Origin of the sequence: Pseudomonas sp. B21-048 (genome assembly GCF_024748615.1) — a bacterium.
GTDB lineage: Bacteria > Pseudomonadota > Gammaproteobacteria > Pseudomonadales > Pseudomonadaceae > Aquipseudomonas.
This window is the reverse complement of the sequence record NZ_CP087168.1, coordinates 458,631-477,801: the sequence shown is the minus strand read 5'-3', so window position 1 is coordinate 477,801 and position 19,171 is coordinate 458,631. Positions and strand designations below refer to the sequence as shown.

Genomic DNA, 19,171 nt, shown 5'->3' with positions numbered 1-19,171 from the left:
TCGTACCTCAACCCCGCCAATTTGGCGGGGCTTTTTTTGACCTGAAGAATCCTCTCCACACTTTATTCCTACATCAATGGCTTACGCCGCCTACAACTCAAGTCCACTTCCGCCTGATATTTTTAGCGCGTCAATAACTAGGCTTAGTGGCGAAGCTTTCCAATGAAAACTTCAACTACTTAATCTGCTTAGTTAGCATTACTTCGAATGGATTCGAATATGTTCAAACCGACTGTCGGCCCGATTATTGGCCTTACCACAACTAACCATGCCCGTATTTTCTTGCGCGGTGAACCACAGAATGACGCCTTGGTATTTGCCGGCATCCGTTATCGACGCACGGGCGAGGCAGACTGGTCCAAAGGCCTGTTTGCAAAGTTGTCAAACGTGCGTGACATGTCCGATGTGATTGCACTCAACAATCTAGCCACCGACACCGACTATGAATACCAGGCCGGCTGGTTCAGCCCCATGAACCCGGTGCATACCATTGAGTCGGTTCAGGAGCTGCCGCTGCAATGGCCGCGCGAGATCTATCGCTTTCGCACGCAGTCCAGTAAAGCCACCCAGCCACGGGCCTATGTGATCGGTTCATGTCGTTACCTGCGCATGACCGCCGGCATTGCGTCGGCCCCGCATTTGGGCGACAGGATCTTTGCCTCGATCACAAGCCTGGCCGAACACGCCGAGCCCCCCCATCAGCGCCATGCTGATGACCGGCGATCAGATCTATGTCGATGACCTGAACCTCGTGGCCCCCGACCGGGAATACAAGGACATCCTCAGCAAATACCGCACGGCCTTTTCGCAGCCTCATATCTCAAAGTTAATGTCCGGCGTGCCGACTTATATGATCCTCGACGACCATGAAATTGAAGACAACTGGCCCGCCAATAAAAACAAGGCTGATGCTTACTTATACAAAAACGCCATGGCGGCGTATGAGTTATATCAAGCGAGCCACAGTCCCGCACATGAACTGCTTGCCAATGGACAAGTAAGCAAACAACTCGAACGGTATTGGTATTCATTCGCCGAGGGCGATATCGAATGGTTTATCACCGACAGCCGAACCCGACGCAATCTGTCGACCCGTGACCGGCGCATCCTCGACGAAGAGCAGGAACAGGCGCTGCTCAAATGGCTGATCAACAGCCCGGCCCGGGTCAAATTCGTGATCACCAGCGTCATGTTCTATCCCGACCGAAAACTTAACGGCGATGACGCCTGGAAAGCCTTCCCGGAACAACGGCTACGGCTGCTGGAGACGATTCGTACGTACGGCATCAAGAACGTCTTCTTCATTTCCGGCGATGTCCACGGCTCGCTGACCAGTCGCCTGACCCACAGCGAGAATCCAGACTTCGAGGTTCATACCATCGTGTCTTCACCCCTGTGCAACAGCAAACTGCTGCCGTACGCCAAGGCATCCACGTTCATTCTCGACCAAGCGTTGGCCCGAACAGCCGCCGGAGATTATCGGCATGAGCTGACCAGTGAAGTGATCAGCCAGGATAATTTCGCGCATCTGGTCGTCGATGCTGAACGGGTTCGCGTCAATTACCACGATCGGGATGGCAAGCCATTGCAGTCGGTAAGCATCAAATTGCGTTGATCCCGAAAAGATCGCAGCCTTGGAGCTACCGAAGGCTGCGATCTTTTGATTACTTTCGGCCCCCTCGCTGGAGAATTCTTCACGCCGGCCGACATATTCTTATAGCACTTGGCCTTCATTCTCTTGTCAGTCGGTGTTGCAATGATGCAACCTTGCCGCAGGCAACAGTAAAGAGGGCGAGAGCCCGGCGCGATCAGCATATTCGAAGCGAGTTTCCCTCCATATGAAGAGCCAACCCGATGCCGCCAGCCGTATGGTGGCCGAGGTAGTGACGCAATTGCCTGTGCCCTCGCGGCTCGGCATGCTGCGTTTCGAACGGCTGAATGAACCGAGCTGGGCGCTGCTGTTTCTGGATCCCAATTGTGAACGCCAGTTTGGCCTGCCGGCGGTGGAACTCTGTGCTCTGGTCGGCTCGCCCTACGCCAGCCTGATGGAGCCCGAGGCGCGCTATCAACTGCACGACGCGATCCAGCAACAACTCACCGAAAGCCCGCATTACCTGATCCGCTATACCTTGCACACCGCCGCAGGCGTGCTGAGCCTGCTGGAACTGGGCGAGGCTTACAAACAACACAATCGACACTTGCTGCGCGGCTACCTGATGGTGGTGGACGGTCTGTTCGACGGCGAACCGCTGCTGCCGGTACTTGACCTGGAAACCCAGAACTCACGCCTGCAAATAGCGCTGGAGCTCAATCAACGCGCCCAACAGGAACAACTGCAGCATCTGGATCGGGTACGCGCCCAGCAAGATCTGATCCTGCTGCTGACCCGCCAGCGCTACAGCACCAACAATTCCCTGCAAGAAGCCGCCGAGCTGATCACCCGCAGCGCCTGCGACATCTACGAAGTCGACTGCGCCAGCCTGTGGAACCTCGACGGCTCGCTACTGACGCCAATCTCGGCCTATCACCGCGTCAGCCGTGGTCACCGACTGCCGGAGCCGATCGACGCCAGTGGTTTTCCCGATTATCTGGACGCCTTGCACACCGGCCGCGCCATCGACGCCCACAACGCCATACGCGACCCACGCACCCGGGAAATAGCCGCGAGCCTGCGACCGCGCGACGTCAATGCCATGCTCGACGCCAGCATCCGCATCGATGGCCAGGTGGTCGGCGTACTTTGCCTGGAGCAAATCGGTGTGACGCGCGCTTGGCAATCGGACGAAATCGCCTTTGCCGGCGAGCTGGCGGATCAGTTCGCCCAAGTCATCAACAACCACAATCGCCGCACCGCCACCAGCGCCCTGCACCTGTTCCAGCGTGCGGTGGAACAAAGCGCCAACGCCTTTCTGCTGGTCAATTGCGATGGTGTGGTGGAATACGTCAACCCAAGCTTCACCGCAATCACCCAGTACACCACCGAGGAAGTCCACGGCCAGCGGCTGTCGGAACTGCCGGCGCTGGAAAACCTCAGCGAACTGCTGTTCGACGCGCCGTCGGCGCTGGACAAGAGCAACAGTTGGCAGGGCGAGTTCAAGAGCCGGCGCAAAAACCTCGAACCCTACTGGGGCCAGTTGTCGATTTCCAAGGTCTACGGCGACAACCGTGAACTGACCCACTACATCGGCATCTACGAAGACATCACCCAGACCAAGCTCGCGCAGCAGCGCATCGAACGCCTGGCCTACACCGATAACCTGACCAACCTCGGCAACCGTCCGGCGTTCATCCGCAACCTCGATGAACGCTTCGCCCGAGACAGCGATACACCGATCAGCCTGTTGCTGGTGGACATCGACAACTTCAAACGGATCAACGACAGCCTCGGCCACCAGACCGGCGACAAACTGCTGATCAGCCTGGCGCGACGCTTGCGCAACAGCCTGAGCCCGAGCGGCAGTCTGGCGCGCTTCGCCAGCAACGAATTCGCAGTGCTGCTGGACGACACTGACCTCTCGACTGGCCAACAGATTGCCAACCAATTGTTGGCGACCCTCGACAAACCGATGTTCGTCGATAACCAGTTGATCAGCGTCACCGGCTCCGTGGGCTTGGCCTGCGCGCCGCTGCATGGTCGCGACCCACAAACGCTGATGCGCAACGCCGGCCTGGCGCTGCACAAGGCCAAGGCCAACGGCAAACACCAAGTTCAGGTGTTCACCGAAGCACTGAATGCCGAGGCCAGCTATAAACTGTTCGTCGAGAACAACCTGCGCCGCGCCCTGACCCAGAACGAGCTGGATGTGTTCTACCAGCCCAAGCTGTGCCTGCGCAGCGGTCGCCTGCTGGGGATGGAAGCATTGCTACGCTGGAACCATCCGGAAAAGGGCATGATCCGCCCGGATCAGTTCATCAGCGTCGCCGAAGAAACCGGGCTGATCATCCCGATCGGCAAATGGATCGCCCGCCAGGCCTGCCGCATGAGCAAAGAACTGACCGCCGCCGGCCTCGGCAACCTGCAGGTGGCGATCAACCTGTCGCCCAAGCAGTTCTCCGACCCGGACCTGGTGGCGTCCATCGCCAACATCCTCAAGGAAGAAGAGCTGCCAGCGAACCTGCTGGAGCTTGAGTTAACGGAGGGGCTGCTGCTGGAAGCCACCGAAGACACCCACTTGCAGCTCGATCAGCTCAAGCGTCTGGGCCTGACCCTGGCGATGGACGACTTCGGCACCGGCTACTCGTCGCTCAGTTACTTGAAAAAATTCCCGATCGACATCATCAAGATCGATCGAAGCTTCATCCACGAAATCCCGGACAACCAGGACGACATGGAAATCACCTCCGCCGTGATTGCCATGGCCCACAACCTGAAACTCAAAGTCGTGGCTGAAGGCATCGAGACGGCCGAGCAGCTCGCTTTCCTGCGGCGCCACCGTTGCGACGTCGGCCAGGGCTACCTGTTCGACCGGCCGATCCCCGGCGCAGAGCTGATCAAAAAGCTCAAACGTTACCCGCGTGGCCCAATCGCCTGACCATGCCGCAATCCCACAGGGGTAGTGCGTAACTGACCGGCATTAGGCACACTGGCAGTCCGTGTATTTACATCTCAACCTGACTGAGAGGACTGATCATGGTTCTGCGCTCGGAAATTCTGGTGAACAAAAACGTGCTCCCGACTAAAGAACAAGCTCTGCCTGGCCGCGAAACCCCAATGACCGTGCCGGAAAAACACCTCGTCCACGACGCGCCACTGCTGGGCCCGTTCGCGATGGACGTGGATTTCGCGATCTTCGGCCTGGGCTGCTTCTGGGGCGCGGAGCGCAAGTTCTGGCAGCGCGAAGGCGTGGTCAGTACGGCGGTGGGTTACGCCGGCGGCTTTACGCCAAACCCGACGTATGAAGAAGTCTGCTCGGGCCTGACCGGCCACAGCGAAGTGGTGCTGGTGGTCTACGAGCCGGCAAAAGTCAGCTACGAAGCGCTGCTGAAGATGTTCTGGGAACTGCACAACCCGACCCAGGGCATGCGCCAGGGCAATGACATCGGCACCCAGTACCGCTCGGTGATCTACGCCACCAACCCGGCCCAGTTGGCAGCCGCCAAGAACAGCGAGAAAGTTTTCCAGGCGGAACTGACGAAGGCTGGCAAAGGCACCATCACCACCGAAATCGAAGAAGCCCCGACGTTCTACTTCGCCGAGACGTATCACCAGCAATACCTGGCCAAAAACCCTGAAGGGTATTGCGGGATTGGCGGTACAGGCGTGACCTGCCCGATCTAACCGCGCACCGATCATTCCCACGCTCCGCGTGGGAATGCCGCCGGGGACGCTCCGCGTTCCGGTTTTAGGTGACGCAGAGCGTCACGGGATGCATTCCCACGCAGAGCGTGGGAACGATCACGGGTCAACTCTCAGCAATCAACCAATCCATCTGCCACCCACCCTGGGTCTGCCCAAGCTTCTTGGACAACCACGGCAGCAACTCACGCAATTCCTCTTCCAGCCCCCATGGCGGATTAGCAATCGCCAACCCCGAACCATTCAGGCTATTGGGCGTATCCAACGGATGCACCAGCAACTCCACCCGCAACAACTTCGGCGCGCCCGTGCCGGCCAGATCCTGATAAAAACGCCGCAACATGCGCTGGTCCTTCACAGGGTACCAAATCGCCGCCACCGTCTGCCGCATCCGGCCAATCGCCTCTTTCAAAGACGCCGCACAACGCTGCATCTCATCGAGCTGCTCGAACGGCGGATCAATCAACATCACCGCCCGCTTCTCCTGCACCGGCAACATCGCACGCGGCACATGCCAGCCTTCGCCCAAGTGAACCTTCACCCGACGATCACCGGCCATGTTGTCCTTGAGCAGCAAGCCATCTTCGGGGTGCTTCTCGTTGAGCATCAACCGATCCTGCGGCCGCGTCAGACGCCGCGCCAACTCCGGCGAGCCCGGGTAATAGCGCAACTGGCCATCCGGGTTCATGTCGTGCAGCACCTTCATGTAATCGGCGGTCAGCGCCGGCAAATCCGGTTGACCCCACAACCGCGCGATCCCTTCCAGGTACTCACCGGTACGACTGGCCTGGTCGCCCTGCAGGTCATACAGACCAATACCGGCGTGAGTGTCGAGATAGGCAAACGGCTGCTCCTTGCGCGACATCAAGGCGATGATGCGGGTCAAAGTCAGGTGTTTGAACACATCGGCGTGATTGCCGGCATGGAAGGCGTGACGATAATTCATGATTGCTCCTGCGAAGGCCGGGAAGTTTACCTTGTACGGGGCTGGACGTCAGGGCCTCACAGCCGAGCGGGCAATTCTGGTACACGGTGATCGTTCCCACGCTCCGCGTGGGAATGCCTCAAGGGACGCTCCGCGTTCCAACCACACCATCGAGCCGGGCACCGATGTGACGCAGAGCGTCACGGGCTGCATTCCCACGCAGGAGCGCGGGAACGATCATTCTGCGGCATTACTCCGAAGGCCGAGCCCGCAACCGCCGTCCAATCACATCCAGCACATCACACCCATCGCGCAATGGAATGGCACAGAGCAAGGCAAAGTCGCTGAGAATGAAGGACTCACACTCGACTGAACCGCGCATCGACATGTTCTCCAGCACCTGGGTGACGGCGCGAATTCGATAGTTGGCAGCGTCATACAAAACATCGATCGGCGCGTGGGTATCGACGAACAGCGTGGGCATGTCGTTGCAATTGCCGGTCAATGCCATGAAGCGGTTTTCGGGATGAGGGATTATTTTTTCGTAGGGAGGATCTGGGGTCAGTGTTTTCATTTTTTGGGACCTTTGGCGGATAAATTTAAGCTACCAACGGCCTTTCCTACGGGCTTGGGTGGCAGCCGTACGCGGGAGTAGGAAACTGAGGAATCCACCAAACTCAGCCACGCCGAAGCGTGCCCCGCGCACAGCCGCCGCGAACGATCTTACGGGCACGAATTAAGTGCCGCAATCAAACGACAGCGCTGATGCGCGGTGAATTTCCAAGGGTTCCTACACCCTGCCACTGCATTTGCAGCGACAGCCAAAGACTATCCATGGATCTCACTTCGCACCAGTTCATGGAAACCGATACGTTTTGAAGGAAACTTCCGACGACCTTGCCCAGAAATTTCGCCACCCCCTCTATCGCAACCCCTCGAATTCGTCTATAGCGACGGGGCGCCGTCTCTCATTTGACTTTTTAAACCAAGATTCGGCTTCTTTTTGATCCGGCGATACACCATGTAAACCGACTAAATATATTCGCCCAATTTCAAATTGAGCATTAGATTCACCAGCATGAGCGGATTCCAGAAACAATTTCAGCGCCAATTTTTCATCACGAGGGCCTCCGATACCATCACGGTGCATTTTTGCCAAACTTGTCTGAGCGAATAAATTGCCCTGATCAGCAGATTTCCCATACCACAGCCTCGCCTCTACATCATTTTGATCAACACCACGCCCTTTTTGGAGTATTTGTGCTAACTACCACTGAGCAAAAGCACTACCGTTATCGGCTGCTTTACGATACCAATACGCCGCGACCTTCTCGTCTTTCTCTACACCATTACCTCCGTCCTCATAAACTTGAGATAGAACAAGATATGACATCTTATGATCTTGAGCAGCAGCCTCACGATAAAGCTTAAGAGCTAACTCATCGTCCCTAGGAATTTTCTTGGAATAACTACCACGCCCATACAGCTGGGCCAAACCAAATTTCGCATCCGCATTACCCTGATCAGCTGCTCGTTGATACCAAATGAACGACTCTTCTTCATCTTCACTAGCCCACGAAGTCGACAGATACTTTCCCAACGCAACTTGCGCTATATCATTTCCCTGTTCCGCGGACTTACGATACCAGTAAAAAGAAGACTCTTTTCCCATCTCTACTACTCCGCAGAGATTTTTGCTCGCTGCCTGCCCAAAGGCTAATTGGCCCAAAGCGTCTCCTATCAATGCCATTTTATGCAGTTGCGCCGCCTCAGGATCACACCTCCCAGCCTCCATCGCTACCAACAAATCATTCGACTGGTTAGCGGATACATGACTAACGGGCAAAGCCGCTAAAAAAACCGAAAAAAATACAACCTTTTTAAACTCACTCAACACAACGACACCTTCCATAGCACGATCACTTATTTAACCAAACACAATCACATTATTTGCCACTACCAAGCAGAACGACCTGCCAAACTTGCTTCAAAACAAAGGGGACGGATATTTATTTTCCAAAGAAAACTTCCGACGACCTTGCCCAGAAATTTCGCTATCGTAAATTTTCAAGTTCTTTGATCGCCAAGGGATGCCACCGCTCCGCTGACTTGGCAAACCAATGCTCGGCTTTACTTCTACTCTGCGGCACGCCACCCAAACCTAACAAATACATCCTTCCAAGTTCAAACTGAGCATTAGACTCGCCCTCCTCAGCGGACTTTATAAACAACTGTAGCGCCATACTTTCATCACGAAGACCTCCGCTACCGTCACGGTACATTTTTGCCAAACTTGTCTGAGCGTATGCATTACCCTGAGCAGCAGACTTGCCATACCAACGCCTCGCCTCCGCGTCACTCTGATCAACACCACGCCCCTCTTGGAACCTTTGTGCTAATTGACTCTGAGCAAAAGAACTACCATTATCGGCGGCCTTACGATACCACTGTGCTGCGATCGCATCGTTTTTCTCTACACCGTTACTTCCATTTTCATAAATTTGAGACAGTACAAAATATGAAAGCTCATGGCCTTGAGAGGCGGCTTCGTGATAAAGCTTCATTGCTAACTCATCACTATGAGGTATTTTTTTTGACCATGCCCTAGGGCGACCATACAACTGAGCTAAACCAAACTTTCCATCCGCATTACCCTGATCAGCAGCTCGCTGATACCAAATCAACGACTCTTCCTCGTCCTCACGTACCCACGAAGTCGCAAGATGCTTCCCAAGCGCAGCTTGCGCTATAGCGTTTCCCTGTTCGGCGGACTTGCGATACCAATAAAAAGAAAATTCTTTCCCCATCTCCACTACTCCGCAGAGATTTTTGCTTGCGGCCTGCCCGAACGCCAACTGGCTCAAAGCATCGCCCATCAACGCCATCTTATGAAGTTTCTCTGCCTGGGGAACACACCTTCCTGCCTCCATTGCAACCAACAGGTCATTAGACTGGTTAGCGAGCACATTACCAACAGATAAAGTCGCTATAAAAATCGAAAAAGCTCCAACTCTTCTCAATATGCCCATTACAATAAAACCTTCCATAGCACGGCCACTTCTACAGCCAGAAAACAATTAATTTACTTTACCATCACCAAGTAGATCGATCTTCCAAACTTGCCTTTCGAAGATCATTTTTCCACTCTTCACTTGCCAGCCTTAATACATCTTCAAAAAAACCACGAGGATCGATTATTTCTGCTTCGTCCCAAGCCAAAAAAGTATTTGCATCGTAATCGCTTACGAACTGAGTAGAAAAATCAAAACCCGATAGAGACAGTGAATCTTCCAGGATTTTGAACAACAAAAACCGATGCCTATAACTTAGATTATCAAACCTACTTAAAACAAACTTTCTGATAATCTGCTCCCTATCATGTTGATCATTCGGATTATAAACCCACAAGGCAGCACCTAGAGTTTCTTCGCGATCAAAAACAGAGATTCCACCCAACCAGTAAAAAAGCGTAGGCTCAAACGGAGTATTGAATTTTGGCCACGTCAGCATCATGTTTCTCCTAATCCGGAAAGGCGGTATAAGGCCGCCCGCTTACCTGATCAAATCTAACTTCTGAATAATCAAGATTCTCTATATATCTTGGATTACTCTTATTTTTCCAGTTAGGTTTATACCCCCTTCCTCCTCCTGGCATTTCCTTCCTAATTACGGGATCTCCATCTGGGGTATATCCTGTCGGCACTGGATTCTTTCTATCCATCCTGGATACTGCATCATTTATGGCATTAAATTGCAGTAACCAGCTTTTAAACTGGGAACTAGGCCTTATTGGCTCCTTTTTCCCTTTCTTTGTTGGATGACTGCCATCAATAGATCTCTGCTTTAGTGCTTTGTCAGGTATTTCCGGATTATGTTTTGCCACGGTGTGCATACCGTACTCTTTCTCAAACTCTATGACCCGCCTCTTAGCATTTGCTTCAGCCAACTCATCAATTCGTGCTCTCCGCTGATCACCCGTCAGCTTCGGTAGCGCTGGCTCACCCTCATCAACCCTAGCGCCAGTCGTATCATCCGGCGCCCCACACCCAGGCTTATTCGGTGGCGGACAATTCCCGCTCAACCCCAACGGATCAACCCACCCCGTCGGATTCGGCGTGTACTGATACTGGTTCAGCCCACCCGCCAACTTGATCGGGTCCGGCGTCAGGTACCGGCCAACCTCCGGATCATAGTACCGATGCCGGTTGTAGTGCAGACCGCTCTCGGTATCGAAGTACTGCCCTTGGAACCGCAACGGTTGTTCGAATTGCTCACCACCGCCCAGCGCCAAATGCGTGATTTTTCCGTAGGCGTTGTACTTCGCCGACCAGACGATCTCGCCACCGTAATCCGTCAGTTCCTTCGGCGTGCCGAGGTGATCAAGCTGGTAGTAGAACGGGCAGGCCTTGCGCGGACCCTTGCCGTCGAGCATGGCCAGCGGGCGGAAGCTGCCGGGTTCATAGACGTAGCTGCGGTAATGCTCGCGGCTGCTTTCAGCGACGAGGTGGTCGCCCTGCCAGAAGAACTCGGTGGTTTTGCCCTCGACGGTTTTCTTGATACGCCGCCCGAAGGCGTCGTAGCGGTAACTGGAGCAACGGCCGTCCGGGGTGGTGACTCCAATCAGGCGGTGTTGGCAGTCGTAACGGTATTCGGTGACGAGTTTCTGCGCGGTGCCGCGGCGTTCGCGGATCAGGTTGCCGAAGGCGTCGTAGTCGTAGTGCCGGTCGCCCTGCATCAGCAGGCGATTACCCACCACTTTTGCAACGCCGGGTCGGCCCTGCATCAGCAGGTTGCCGGCCGGGTCGTGGGCGAAGGATTCCGGCGGGGTGTCGCGGGTGTGGCGAACGCGGGTCAGGCGGTTTAGCGGGTCGTAGGTGTAGTTCCGTTGGCCGTGGCGGGTGTCGGCGATATGGTCGAGGTTGCCGTTGGCGCTGTAGGCATAGTCGCGGCGATAGATCGGTTGTTGCTGTTGGCTGATGGCGTGGGCTTTCAGACGCCCCTGATCGTCGTAGGCATAGTCGCTGAGCAGCTGCCCTTGCTGGCGTTGTTGTTCGCGACCGAAGGTAAATTGGTGGCCAGTGAGTCGCGCGCCGTTGAGGTCGATGGCCGCCAGTGCGCCGCCCTTGACGTGGTGGTAATCGAGTTTGCTGCCGTCGGGCAGGCGCAGGCGATTGAGTTGGCCGCAGGCGTCGTAGCCATAGCGCAGCGTGCCCCAGCTCTGGTGTTCGGTGATCAGGCGATCCTGTTGGTCGTACTCGAATTCCAGCGGATGGTCGTGGCCGTCGTCGACGCCGATCAGCCGGCCAAGGCTGTCGTAGCGGTATTCGACCTTGAGGCCGTCGGGCAGTGTTTTGACCAGCAGTCGCCCGGCCGAATCCCGTTCATAAGCGGTGAGCAGCTGCGAGCTGTCAGCGCCGAATTCGGTTTTCTCCAGCAGATGGCCATTGAGGTCGTAGGCGTACGCCGTGCGTTGGCCGTCGAAGCCGGTTTCCTGTCGGATCAGTCCGCCGGGGGTGTAGTCCAGCCGATATTGCTCACCGGATTCGTTTTCGATTTCCGTGAGCAACAGCTGCGCGTTGTCGTAGCGATACTTCAGCTGGGTGCCGTCGGCATTTAAGCGGCGGCTGACCAGGTGCAGGTCGTCGAGGTATTCGTAGCGCGTGACGCGGCCCAACTCGTCGCGTTCGGCGGTGATCTTGCCGTAGGCGTTGTAGCTGTAGGCGCGGCTGGCGCCGGTAGGAAGAATCGTCTGGATCAGTCGGCCAACAGCATCCCATTGCGACTGGGTGACCGCGCCGTGTTCGTCCTGACGGGTCGTCTGCCGACCCAGCGCATCGTAGGAGAATTTTCGCTGCCCACCGTCCGGCAGTGTTTCCTCAAGCAACTGCCCCAAGGCATTCCAGACAAACACATGCCGGCTGGTGTCCGGGTAGCGAATCGACAGCAACCGCCCCTGAGCGTCGTAGTGGTAATGGGTGACCTGACCATCGGGATCGGTCGCTTCGGTGACATCGCCCTGGGCATTGCGCTGATACTTCCACACCGCTTTGCCGCGATAGCGCGCATGCAGGAAACCGTTGCGGTACTCGTAGGCCGTTGGCTCGTCTTGCGGCGGAATCAGCGCCACCAACCGTCCGACTTCGTCATAGCGGTATTCAGTGACGGCGCCGAGCGGATCCTGCTCTGCAATCAGTCGACCCTGATCGTCATAGGCCTTGAGGTGTTCGCCACCATCCAGCTCGACCTTGCGCACCAGCCGTGCACGGTCGTCGTGGACATAAACCTCTTCGCTGCCGTCGATGTTCTGGACCGTAACGCTGCCCTGATCGTCCCAGACATACCGTGCATCCATCTGCGCAAACGACGCCCAATGCCGGATGCAGCGTGCCGCCTTGCCAGACCGCTCCCACTCCCAGAAGAAACTCGCCCCACCGGCGAGTTGCCGCTGCAGAATCACGTGCTGGTCGTCGTAGTCGTAACGCTCGCTTTCCCCGGCGGCGTTGCTCGCTTCGATCAGTTGATCGCGTTCGTCGTAGTGATAACTGACCAGCGTCTGCTCGGTGTGCCAGGCCTCGGCGAGGGTCTGCACTGGAACAAGAACCTGATAGTCGACGGCGATCAGATGAGCGCGGTCATAGCGCAGCAGCAAGGCACGGCCAGCGCCGTTGTCGAGGCGTTGAATGCGCTCCTGACGGTCGCGGGTGATGCGCAATCGGTTGTCGTACGCGTCGCTGATCGCCGTCAGCCGACCGTTATGAAAGTGATAAAAACGCGTGTCGTCGCCAGCCTGGGCGAGGATCAGCTCCTCGGGGTCAGCGCCGAGATAAATCGCCGCGCGCGACAGGCTGTTGTGGATCGCCGGGCGTTCGCGGTTCGGCAGCGGAAAGTTGGTGCGGCGGTTTTCGTGGTCGGTCCAGGTGACCTGATCGCCCTCGATCTCCAGTCGATGGGAGAGCGAATGGCTCCAGCCAAAACCGAGGCCGCAATCGATCTCGGCGGCGCTAGTACGATAGAGCCGGGTGAAGTCGAACGGCAGAATCCCGTCCAGCGAACCGTCGGTGAGGGTCAGCAGTTCTTCGCCGGTGACCATCGACACCGGGCAACCGTTCTTGCAGGTGGACGGCACGCAAGTGGTGCTGTCACCGTTGGGGTTTGTCGCCTGTTTCGATGCGTCGTCGTGGTGTTCGTTTTGCTTGAGCGTGGTGTTGCGCTTGGCATCCCAGCGCAGTTGCATCCGACCTTTCTTCAGACCCGCAGCAACCCCGCGTGCGGCGACTGCTTTGTACTGGTCGACGTACTTCATGAAGGTGTTGAGAATATTGAAAGTGGCCTCGACGAAACGCATCGCAAGGCCAGCCAACAACGCCCCGTACTTAATCCCACGAAGTGTGAGATAGGCTTTGGCGGCGGGTATGCCGACACCCGTCCAGGCCAGCGCCAAAGCAATCAGAATATCGATCATCACCGAGACGATGACGTGGCTGGTCACCTCTGCCGAGTTGCCGGCCATTTCACTAGGCGGTAACGCCGACAGCCAAAGACTCGCAGCACGAAACAGCAGACAAAGCGCCGCTTCATCGCTAGCCAGCAACATGGCTTTTTCCATCGTTGCCGGTGATTGCTTCGCCAGATCGATGAGTTGCTGTGCACTACTGCCGAGTTGTTCAAGGTGAGCGGTTGGATTCTTAAGGATGTCAAAGACAAGGCTCAGGCCATCCCAAACACCCATGACTGCTGCCCAACTGCCTGCCAGCGTTCCGTTACCAGCGGCCACAAAAATCGACTGCGACCATTGCGGTTTGAACCCTTCCCACTCCTTGCGCAGCCAGCCCTCCAGCTCGGTGGTCAGGCCATCGTAGGAGGAGAACAGATCATCGATTTGCGTTGGGGTGACTTCACTCTGGACATGGACGCGATAGAACTTGCCTGGTGTGCCCTTAAACTTTCCTTTACCGTTTTCGTCGAGCGACGCCGGCGTGCTTTCACCGCCATCACTGGCTATCACATCGACCTGAATATTCCCCAACGGAATGTCATAAACCGATTCAAACTTGCTCTCTATTTCCAGAATTCCATTTGCCGGACACTGCGCAACACCCGACAAAAAATCATCATCGCCACTGCTCACAGCAGTCGTGGTGTTCCCAAGTTTTATCAGCCGCTCCATGTCCATCAGCGACGGCATATCCGTAGCCCGGCTGACCCTGTCCGCATTCCGGCTCAAGAAGCTGCCAAGCTGCTGGCGATACAAACTCAAGGTGTCTTTGAAACCGTCGAGCTCCTGCTCGATCCGTATGATCTGATCCATCAGTCCAGCTCCGATATCAGGTAATCCACCAAGGCTGATTTCGGTGCTTGAGGCAGGTCCGGCGCTTGCAAAAAGATCGCAACTTTGTGCCGCAATACGCGCTCTGAGAACGCCTCATATAAATCAGGTCGGTCCTCGCTCAACCACTTCATCAAGTTGTTGATGCGGGTTGTTGCGGACTCAGTGGCGAGGTGTTTGAGCAGCGATTCAGAAACTTCCCACCACGGAAAATCCCTAGCGGTTTTCAATGCACTGCCACCGATATCGAGCTGTTCCCCATTGATCAAACAACGGTCGATGACAGGCATTAACTGCGTGGCGTTAACGTCGACAGACTGAAGAATCGACAACAAATAACGCCCATCCCAAAAACGGAAAAACACCACGTTGCCGTTTGGTAAAAGAACGTGAGTGAGGCTGCGCAAATGTTCGACCAGCGCTTCTTGAGGGGCAGAAGAAACCGCCAACCACCCCCAATCGCGAGACTCAGTGGCGGCAATCCACTCCAGAAACTCACTATCCGCAGCGACGATTCCGACATAGGGCATCACCGCCTCCCACTCGGCGTACGCGGTATCAGCCCAAATCGGGCTCGGTGCTTGAGCTGAGATCGAGCGTTGCCAGGCTTTGAACGGTTCAGCCGCACTGGCGCTGCTGAAAATCGCAAACAGTTGCTCCGCCGGTTTCAGCGGCTGGCGCTCCAGCCAGGCGTGAGGTGACAAGGCATCAGGCAGCACAAACACCGTCCTTGCAGCGCTCGCATTCTTCGCAGAATGGCGCGTCGCTTTGCAGGCTGAGTATTTGTGCGGCACTGAGCAGCGCCGCCGGGGCGGCGGCGAGTTTCAACGGAACATCCGGCAGGCTCGGCGCCGCAGCCATGGCCGCCATTGGTGCGCCACCGACCTGAATCGGCACGCTGCTGAAAATCCCGCCGGGGCCGATGTTGATCCACTGCCCGCCCGCCTGAATGGTCGCGCTGGCGCCGCCGTCGATGACCACTTGCTGGCCGGCGCTGACGTGGAATTGCTGACTGGCTTTGAGGGCCTGACTGGTCACGCGAATGTGTCGGTCGCCAGCCACCACCAAGTGATCGTCCAACCGCACTTCGGTCTGGCGCTGACCGTGGGTGATGCGTTTTTCGTCAGCCTTCAACTCATGGCGGGCGGTGCCGGTGACGACGATGCTGCGGGCGTTATCGACCTGCAGCTGTTGGTCGTTCAGTACGTGCTGAGTCCAGTTTCGCTGGGCTCGCAGGTAGATTTCCTCGGCGCCCTTGCGATCCTCGATGCGCAATTCGTTGTAACCGCCGCCACCGGGACTACTTTGGCTGCGGAAAATGCTGCGGGTCTTGTCCGCCGGTAGATCGAGCGGCACCGGGGTCGCCGCGTTGGGCAGGCAACCCATCACCAGCGGTTTGTCGGCATCGGCATCGACGAACCCCACCAGCACTTCCATGCCGACTCGCGGAATCATCACGCTGCCGTAGCGGTCGTGCGCCCAGCCAGTGGCGACACGCAGCCAGCAACTGGAATGCTCGTTGAGCTGACCGTCACGGTCCCAGGCGAGTTGAACCTTGACTCGACCGTACTCGTCGCAATGGATTTCGCTGTCGGTCGGGCCGGTGACCACGGCGGGCTGATAGCCGAGCATGCGCGGCTTTTCTGGCCCCAGCGGCGGGCGAAAGGAAACGTCCCACGGCGTCGCCAGAAAGGTATTGCGATAGCCCTGGAAATCATCCGGGCTGTCGCCGGTGGCCGACTCTTCCAGCACCTGCGGCTGTCGGCCACGGTGTTCGATTTCGGTGATTAACCACAGGTCATTCCACGCCTGACGCGGGTGTTCGGCGAGGTGCAGGAAATGCCCACTGACCAATGCAGATTCGTCGCCGCGACCTTCGGCCTGGCGGTAATCTGCACCGTGGCGCTCCAAGGCCCGTTGAGCCAGATGCTTGCCGTGTTCGCGATCGGTGAATTGGCCGGGGAAGTGGTAGTCCTCGAGCACCGGGCGCTGCTCACTGTCGAGGCGGCTTTCGAGTTGCAAACGCGGTTTATGGAAGTCGTAGTCCCGGCGAGTGACGGCTGTGGTCCGGGTTTCCAGCCTCACGTTGAAACGCTTGATCGCCGGCGCATCTGCCGCCATTCCACTGCCCGGCAGGTACAGCGTCGGCTCGGGCAGCCGGGGGAAAACCGTCTGGTCATCGCCGAACACCAACAGATGCCCTTCGGGGCTGTGCTGGAAGTGGTAGTGAATGCCGACTTCTGCACATAACCGCTGGATGAACGCCAGATCGCTTTCGGCGTACTGCACGCAATACTCGCGATCGGGGTAGGCGCTGCCGAGCTGGAACTCGAAGGCATCGCGCTGGATGCCGTGGTCTTTGAGGATTTGCATGACGATCGCCGGCACGCTTTTGTGCTGGAAGATTCGCTGATTGATGCGCCGAGCGAGGTACGCCAGACGCGGTACTAGACTGATTTGGTAGCCCGTCAGACGCTGGCCGGAATCGCTCTGACCGACGCGAAAAATCTGACCGTGAATACCGGAACCTTGTGCATCGAAACTCAGAAACGCCTGACGGTGCAGCAGGCTTTCGAGGTCAATGTCGGGCCGTTCGCTGACCAGTTCCAGGTCAAAGCGGTAGGGTTGGCTGATGGCTTCCTTGCCCGTGAACTCAAGTACCTTGAGCTCATTCTGGACGCCGTCGAGGGTCAACGTGAAACGCGGTTGATTGGCAGGCGCGAACATCCGATGTGTCTCTGCAGAATGAAGGCGGGCGATTCTGCATGAGCGACAAGGGGTGTTGACGGAGAGACAAGGAAATCAGATTTTCCCTACTTTTTTAGGGATTTTTCCTTCAAAAATCGGGATGTTTGGCTACAGACATTCCCTGCAAAAGTAGTGTGTTGCCCGCGAAGGCGACATCAAAAACACCAACCCCTTTTCCTGCAAACCAAAAAAAACGGCCCGCCTCCAAAAGGAAGCGGACCGTTTTCATGTTCGGCGAAAGATCAGAGCATCAGCTCATCCCCATCACTGGTTCAGGCGGAAATCCTTTTCGGCCGCGGCAAAACGCTGAAGCATGCCGGCGGTCGGCGCGCCCATTTTGCTGACGAAGTAGATCGCCAGGCTGGCGAAGATGAAACCAGGGATGATTTCGTACAGGCCCAGCAGTTCGAAGTGTTTCCAGATGATCACGGTGATCGCGCCAACCAGGATGCCAGCCAGTGCGCCGTCGCGGGTCATGTCTTTCCAGATCACGGAGATCAGGACGACCGGACCGAACGCAGCACCGAAACCAGCCCAGGCGTAGCTGACCAGACCCAGTACACGGTTTTCCGGGTTAGCCGCCATCGCAATAGCGATCAGGGCAACCAGCAGCACCATGGCACGGCCGACCCAGACCAGCTCGACCTGGGAAGCAGTTTTACGCAGGAAGGTTTTGTAGAAGTCTTCGGTCAGGGCGCTCGAGCACACCAGCAGTTGGCAGCTCAGGGTACTCATTACCGCCGCCAGAATGGCCGACAGCAACACACCGGCAACCCATGGGTTGAACAGGATTTTCGCCAGTTCGATAAACACACGTTCGTGGTTTTCGGTCACAGGACCGGCCACTTCAGGGTGCGCCGAGAAGTAAGCGATACCGAAGAAACCGACAGCGACGGTGCCGCCCAGGCACAGGATCATCCAGGTCATGGAGATGCGACGGGCATTGGCGATCGACTTGACCGAATCCGCCGCCATGAAACGCGCCAGGATGTGCGGCTGGCCGAAGTAGCCCAAGCCCCAGCCCATCAGCGAGATGATGCCGATGAAGGTGGTGTTTTTCAGCATGTCGAAGTTGCTGGCGTCTTGCGCTTCGATGGCCAGGAACGTGGTGTCGATGCCGCCAGTCGCCAGCAGCACGATGATCGGCGTCAGAAGCAGGGCAAAGATCATCAGCGTGGCTTGTACGGTGTCAGTCCAGCTCACTGCCAGGAAACCACCGACGAAGGTGTAGGCAATCGTCGCCGCGGCACCGGCCCACAGTGCCGTCTCGTAGGACATGCCGAAGGTGCTTTCGAACAGACGGGCGCCGGCCACGATGCCGGAAGCGCAGTAGATGGTGAAGAACACCAGGATTACGACCGCGGAGATGATCCGCAGCAGGCCGCTTTTATCTTCAAAACGGCTGGAGAAATAATCCGGCAGAGTCAGTGCATCGCCGTTGTGCTCGGTCTGCACACGCAGACGGCCGGCGACGAACAGCCAGTTCAGGTAAGCACCGATGATCAGGCCGATGGCGATCCAGCTTTCGGAAAGACCGGACATGTAGATAGCGCCTGGCAGGCCCATCAACAACCAGCCGCTCATGTCGGAAGCACCCGCGGAAAGTGCGGTCACGACGCTGCCCAGGCTACGACCGCCCAGAATGTAGTCAGAAAGGTTGTTGGTGGAGCGATAGGCCATGAAGCCAATCAGCACCATTGCTGCGATGTAGATCACGAACGTGATCAGGGTTGGATTGCTTACGCTCATTGAGTTACGCCCTGGCATTGTTTTTATGTAACGGCGGCTGGTGAACCGCTCGCAAACGATGGCGTTTGACAGACGATTCCGGAGCCCGCGCATTTATGACTGATGTTTCCCCAGGAAAGCCATCAGC

Annotated in this window: 12 protein-coding genes and 1 pseudogene; 3 read left to right on the top strand and 10 right to left on the bottom strand. The window is 56.7% G+C overall.

What is annotated here, in order from left to right; genetic code table 11:
* Positions 1-219: 219 nt before the first annotated feature.
* The 3 genes and pseudogenes from LOY56_RS02160 (at position 220) to msrA (ending at position 5,278) form a co-directional block, all read left to right on the top strand.
* A pseudogene (locus LOY56_RS02160) lies at positions 220-1,615 on the top strand (alkaline phosphatase D family protein).
* A 223-nt stretch (positions 1,616-1,838) separates the two neighbouring features.
* The gene (locus LOY56_RS02155) at positions 1,839-4,532 is read left to right on the top strand and encodes a bifunctional diguanylate cyclase/phosphodiesterase (RefSeq protein ID WP_258619333.1); all 2,694 of its coding nucleotides are present in this window, start codon (positions 1,839-1,841) and stop codon (positions 4,530-4,532) included.
* A 98-nt stretch (positions 4,533-4,630) separates the two neighbouring features.
* Positions 4,631-5,278 (top strand): peptide-methionine (S)-S-oxide reductase MsrA, encoded by a 648-nt coding sequence (gene msrA, locus LOY56_RS02150; protein WP_258619332.1) that lies wholly within the window; start codon positions 4,631-4,633, stop codon positions 5,276-5,278.
* A 124-nt stretch (positions 5,279-5,402) separates the two neighbouring features.
* On the opposite strand, the gene LOY56_RS02145 is transcribed toward msrA, so the two are convergent.
* The 10 genes from LOY56_RS02145 to putP form a co-directional block, all read right to left on the bottom strand.
* Positions 5,403-6,242 (bottom strand): 23S rRNA (adenine(2030)-N(6))-methyltransferase RlmJ, encoded by an 840-nt coding sequence (locus LOY56_RS02145; protein ID WP_258619331.1) that lies wholly within the window; start codon positions 6,240-6,242, stop codon positions 5,403-5,405.
* 229 nt (positions 6,243-6,471) lie between these two features.
* Positions 6,472-6,795: a hypothetical protein gene (locus LOY56_RS02140; protein WP_258619329.1), complete on the bottom strand. Its 324-nt coding sequence runs from the start codon at positions 6,793-6,795 to the stop codon at positions 6,472-6,474.
* 348 nt (positions 6,796-7,143) lie between these two features.
* Positions 7,144-7,479 carry a tetratricopeptide repeat protein gene (locus tag LOY56_RS26925; RefSeq protein ID WP_408980370.1) on the bottom strand — a complete coding sequence of 112 codons (336 nt, stop codon included), beginning with the start codon at positions 7,477-7,479 and terminating at the stop codon, positions 7,144-7,146.
* Positions 7,480-7,488: 9 nt separating this feature from the next.
* A complete protein-coding gene (locus LOY56_RS02135; protein ID WP_258619327.1) occupies positions 7,489-8,115 on the bottom strand; it encodes a tetratricopeptide repeat protein in 627 nt (208 codons plus the stop codon).
* Between the two features lie 160 nt (positions 8,116-8,275).
* Positions 8,276-9,268, bottom strand: coding sequence for a tetratricopeptide repeat protein (locus LOY56_RS02130; protein ID WP_258619326.1), 993 nt, complete (start codon positions 9,266-9,268; stop codon positions 8,276-8,278).
* Positions 9,269-9,314: 46 nt separating this feature from the next.
* A complete protein-coding gene (locus tag LOY56_RS02125) occupies positions 9,315-9,734 on the bottom strand; it encodes a hypothetical protein (protein ID WP_309474871.1) in 420 nt (139 codons plus the stop codon).
* 7 nt (positions 9,735-9,741) lie between these two features.
* A complete protein-coding gene (locus LOY56_RS02120) occupies positions 9,742-14,529 on the bottom strand; it encodes an RHS repeat-associated core domain-containing protein (protein ID WP_258619324.1) in 4,788 nt (1,595 codons plus the stop codon).
* Positions 14,529-15,266, bottom strand: a complete 738-nt coding sequence (locus LOY56_RS02115; protein ID WP_258619323.1) for a DUF4123 domain-containing protein — start codon at positions 15,264-15,266, stop codon at positions 14,529-14,531. Before LOY56_RS02115 ends, LOY56_RS02120 begins: the two co-directional genes overlap by 1 nt.
* Positions 15,256-17,274, bottom strand: a complete 2,019-nt coding sequence (locus LOY56_RS02110; RefSeq protein WP_258619321.1) for a type VI secretion system tip protein VgrG — start codon at positions 17,272-17,274, stop codon at positions 15,256-15,258. Before LOY56_RS02110 ends, LOY56_RS02115 begins: the two co-directional genes overlap by 11 nt.
* A gap of 285 nt (positions 17,275-17,559) precedes the next feature.
* Positions 17,560-19,044: a sodium/proline symporter PutP gene (gene putP, locus LOY56_RS02105; protein WP_258619320.1), complete on the bottom strand. Its 1,485-nt coding sequence runs from the start codon at positions 19,042-19,044 to the stop codon at positions 17,560-17,562.
* Positions 19,045-19,171: the final 127 nt, after the last annotated feature.

Coding starts and splice junctions, on each gene's coding strand:
- LOY56_RS02155 (WP_258619333.1), top strand. CDS start 1,839: ATGAAGAGCCAACCCGATGCCGCCAGCCGTATGGTGGCCGAGGTAGTG.
- msrA (WP_258619332.1), top strand. CDS start 4,631: ATGGTTCTGCGCTCGGAAATTCTGGTGAACAAAAACGTGCTCCCGACT.
- LOY56_RS02145 (WP_258619331.1), bottom strand. CDS start 6,242: ATGAATTATCGTCACGCCTTCCATGCCGGCAATCACGCCGATGTGTTC.
- LOY56_RS02140 (WP_258619329.1), bottom strand. CDS start 6,795: ATGAAAACACTGACCCCAGATCCTCCCTACGAAAAAATAATCCCTCAT.
- LOY56_RS02130 (WP_258619326.1), bottom strand. CDS start 9,268: ATGGAAGGTTTTATTGTAATGGGCATATTGAGAAGAGTTGGAGCTTTT.
- LOY56_RS02125 (WP_309474871.1), bottom strand. CDS start 9,734: ATGATGCTGACGTGGCCAAAATTCAATACTCCGTTTGAGCCTACGCTT.
- LOY56_RS02120 (WP_258619324.1), bottom strand. CDS start 14,529: ATGGATCAGATCATACGGATCGAGCAGGAGCTCGACGGTTTCAAAGAC.
- LOY56_RS02110 (WP_258619321.1), bottom strand. CDS start 17,274: ATGTTCGCGCCTGCCAATCAACCGCGTTTCACGTTGACCCTCGACGGC.
- putP (WP_258619320.1), bottom strand. CDS start 19,044: ATGAGCGTAAGCAATCCAACCCTGATCACGTTCGTGATCTACATCGCA.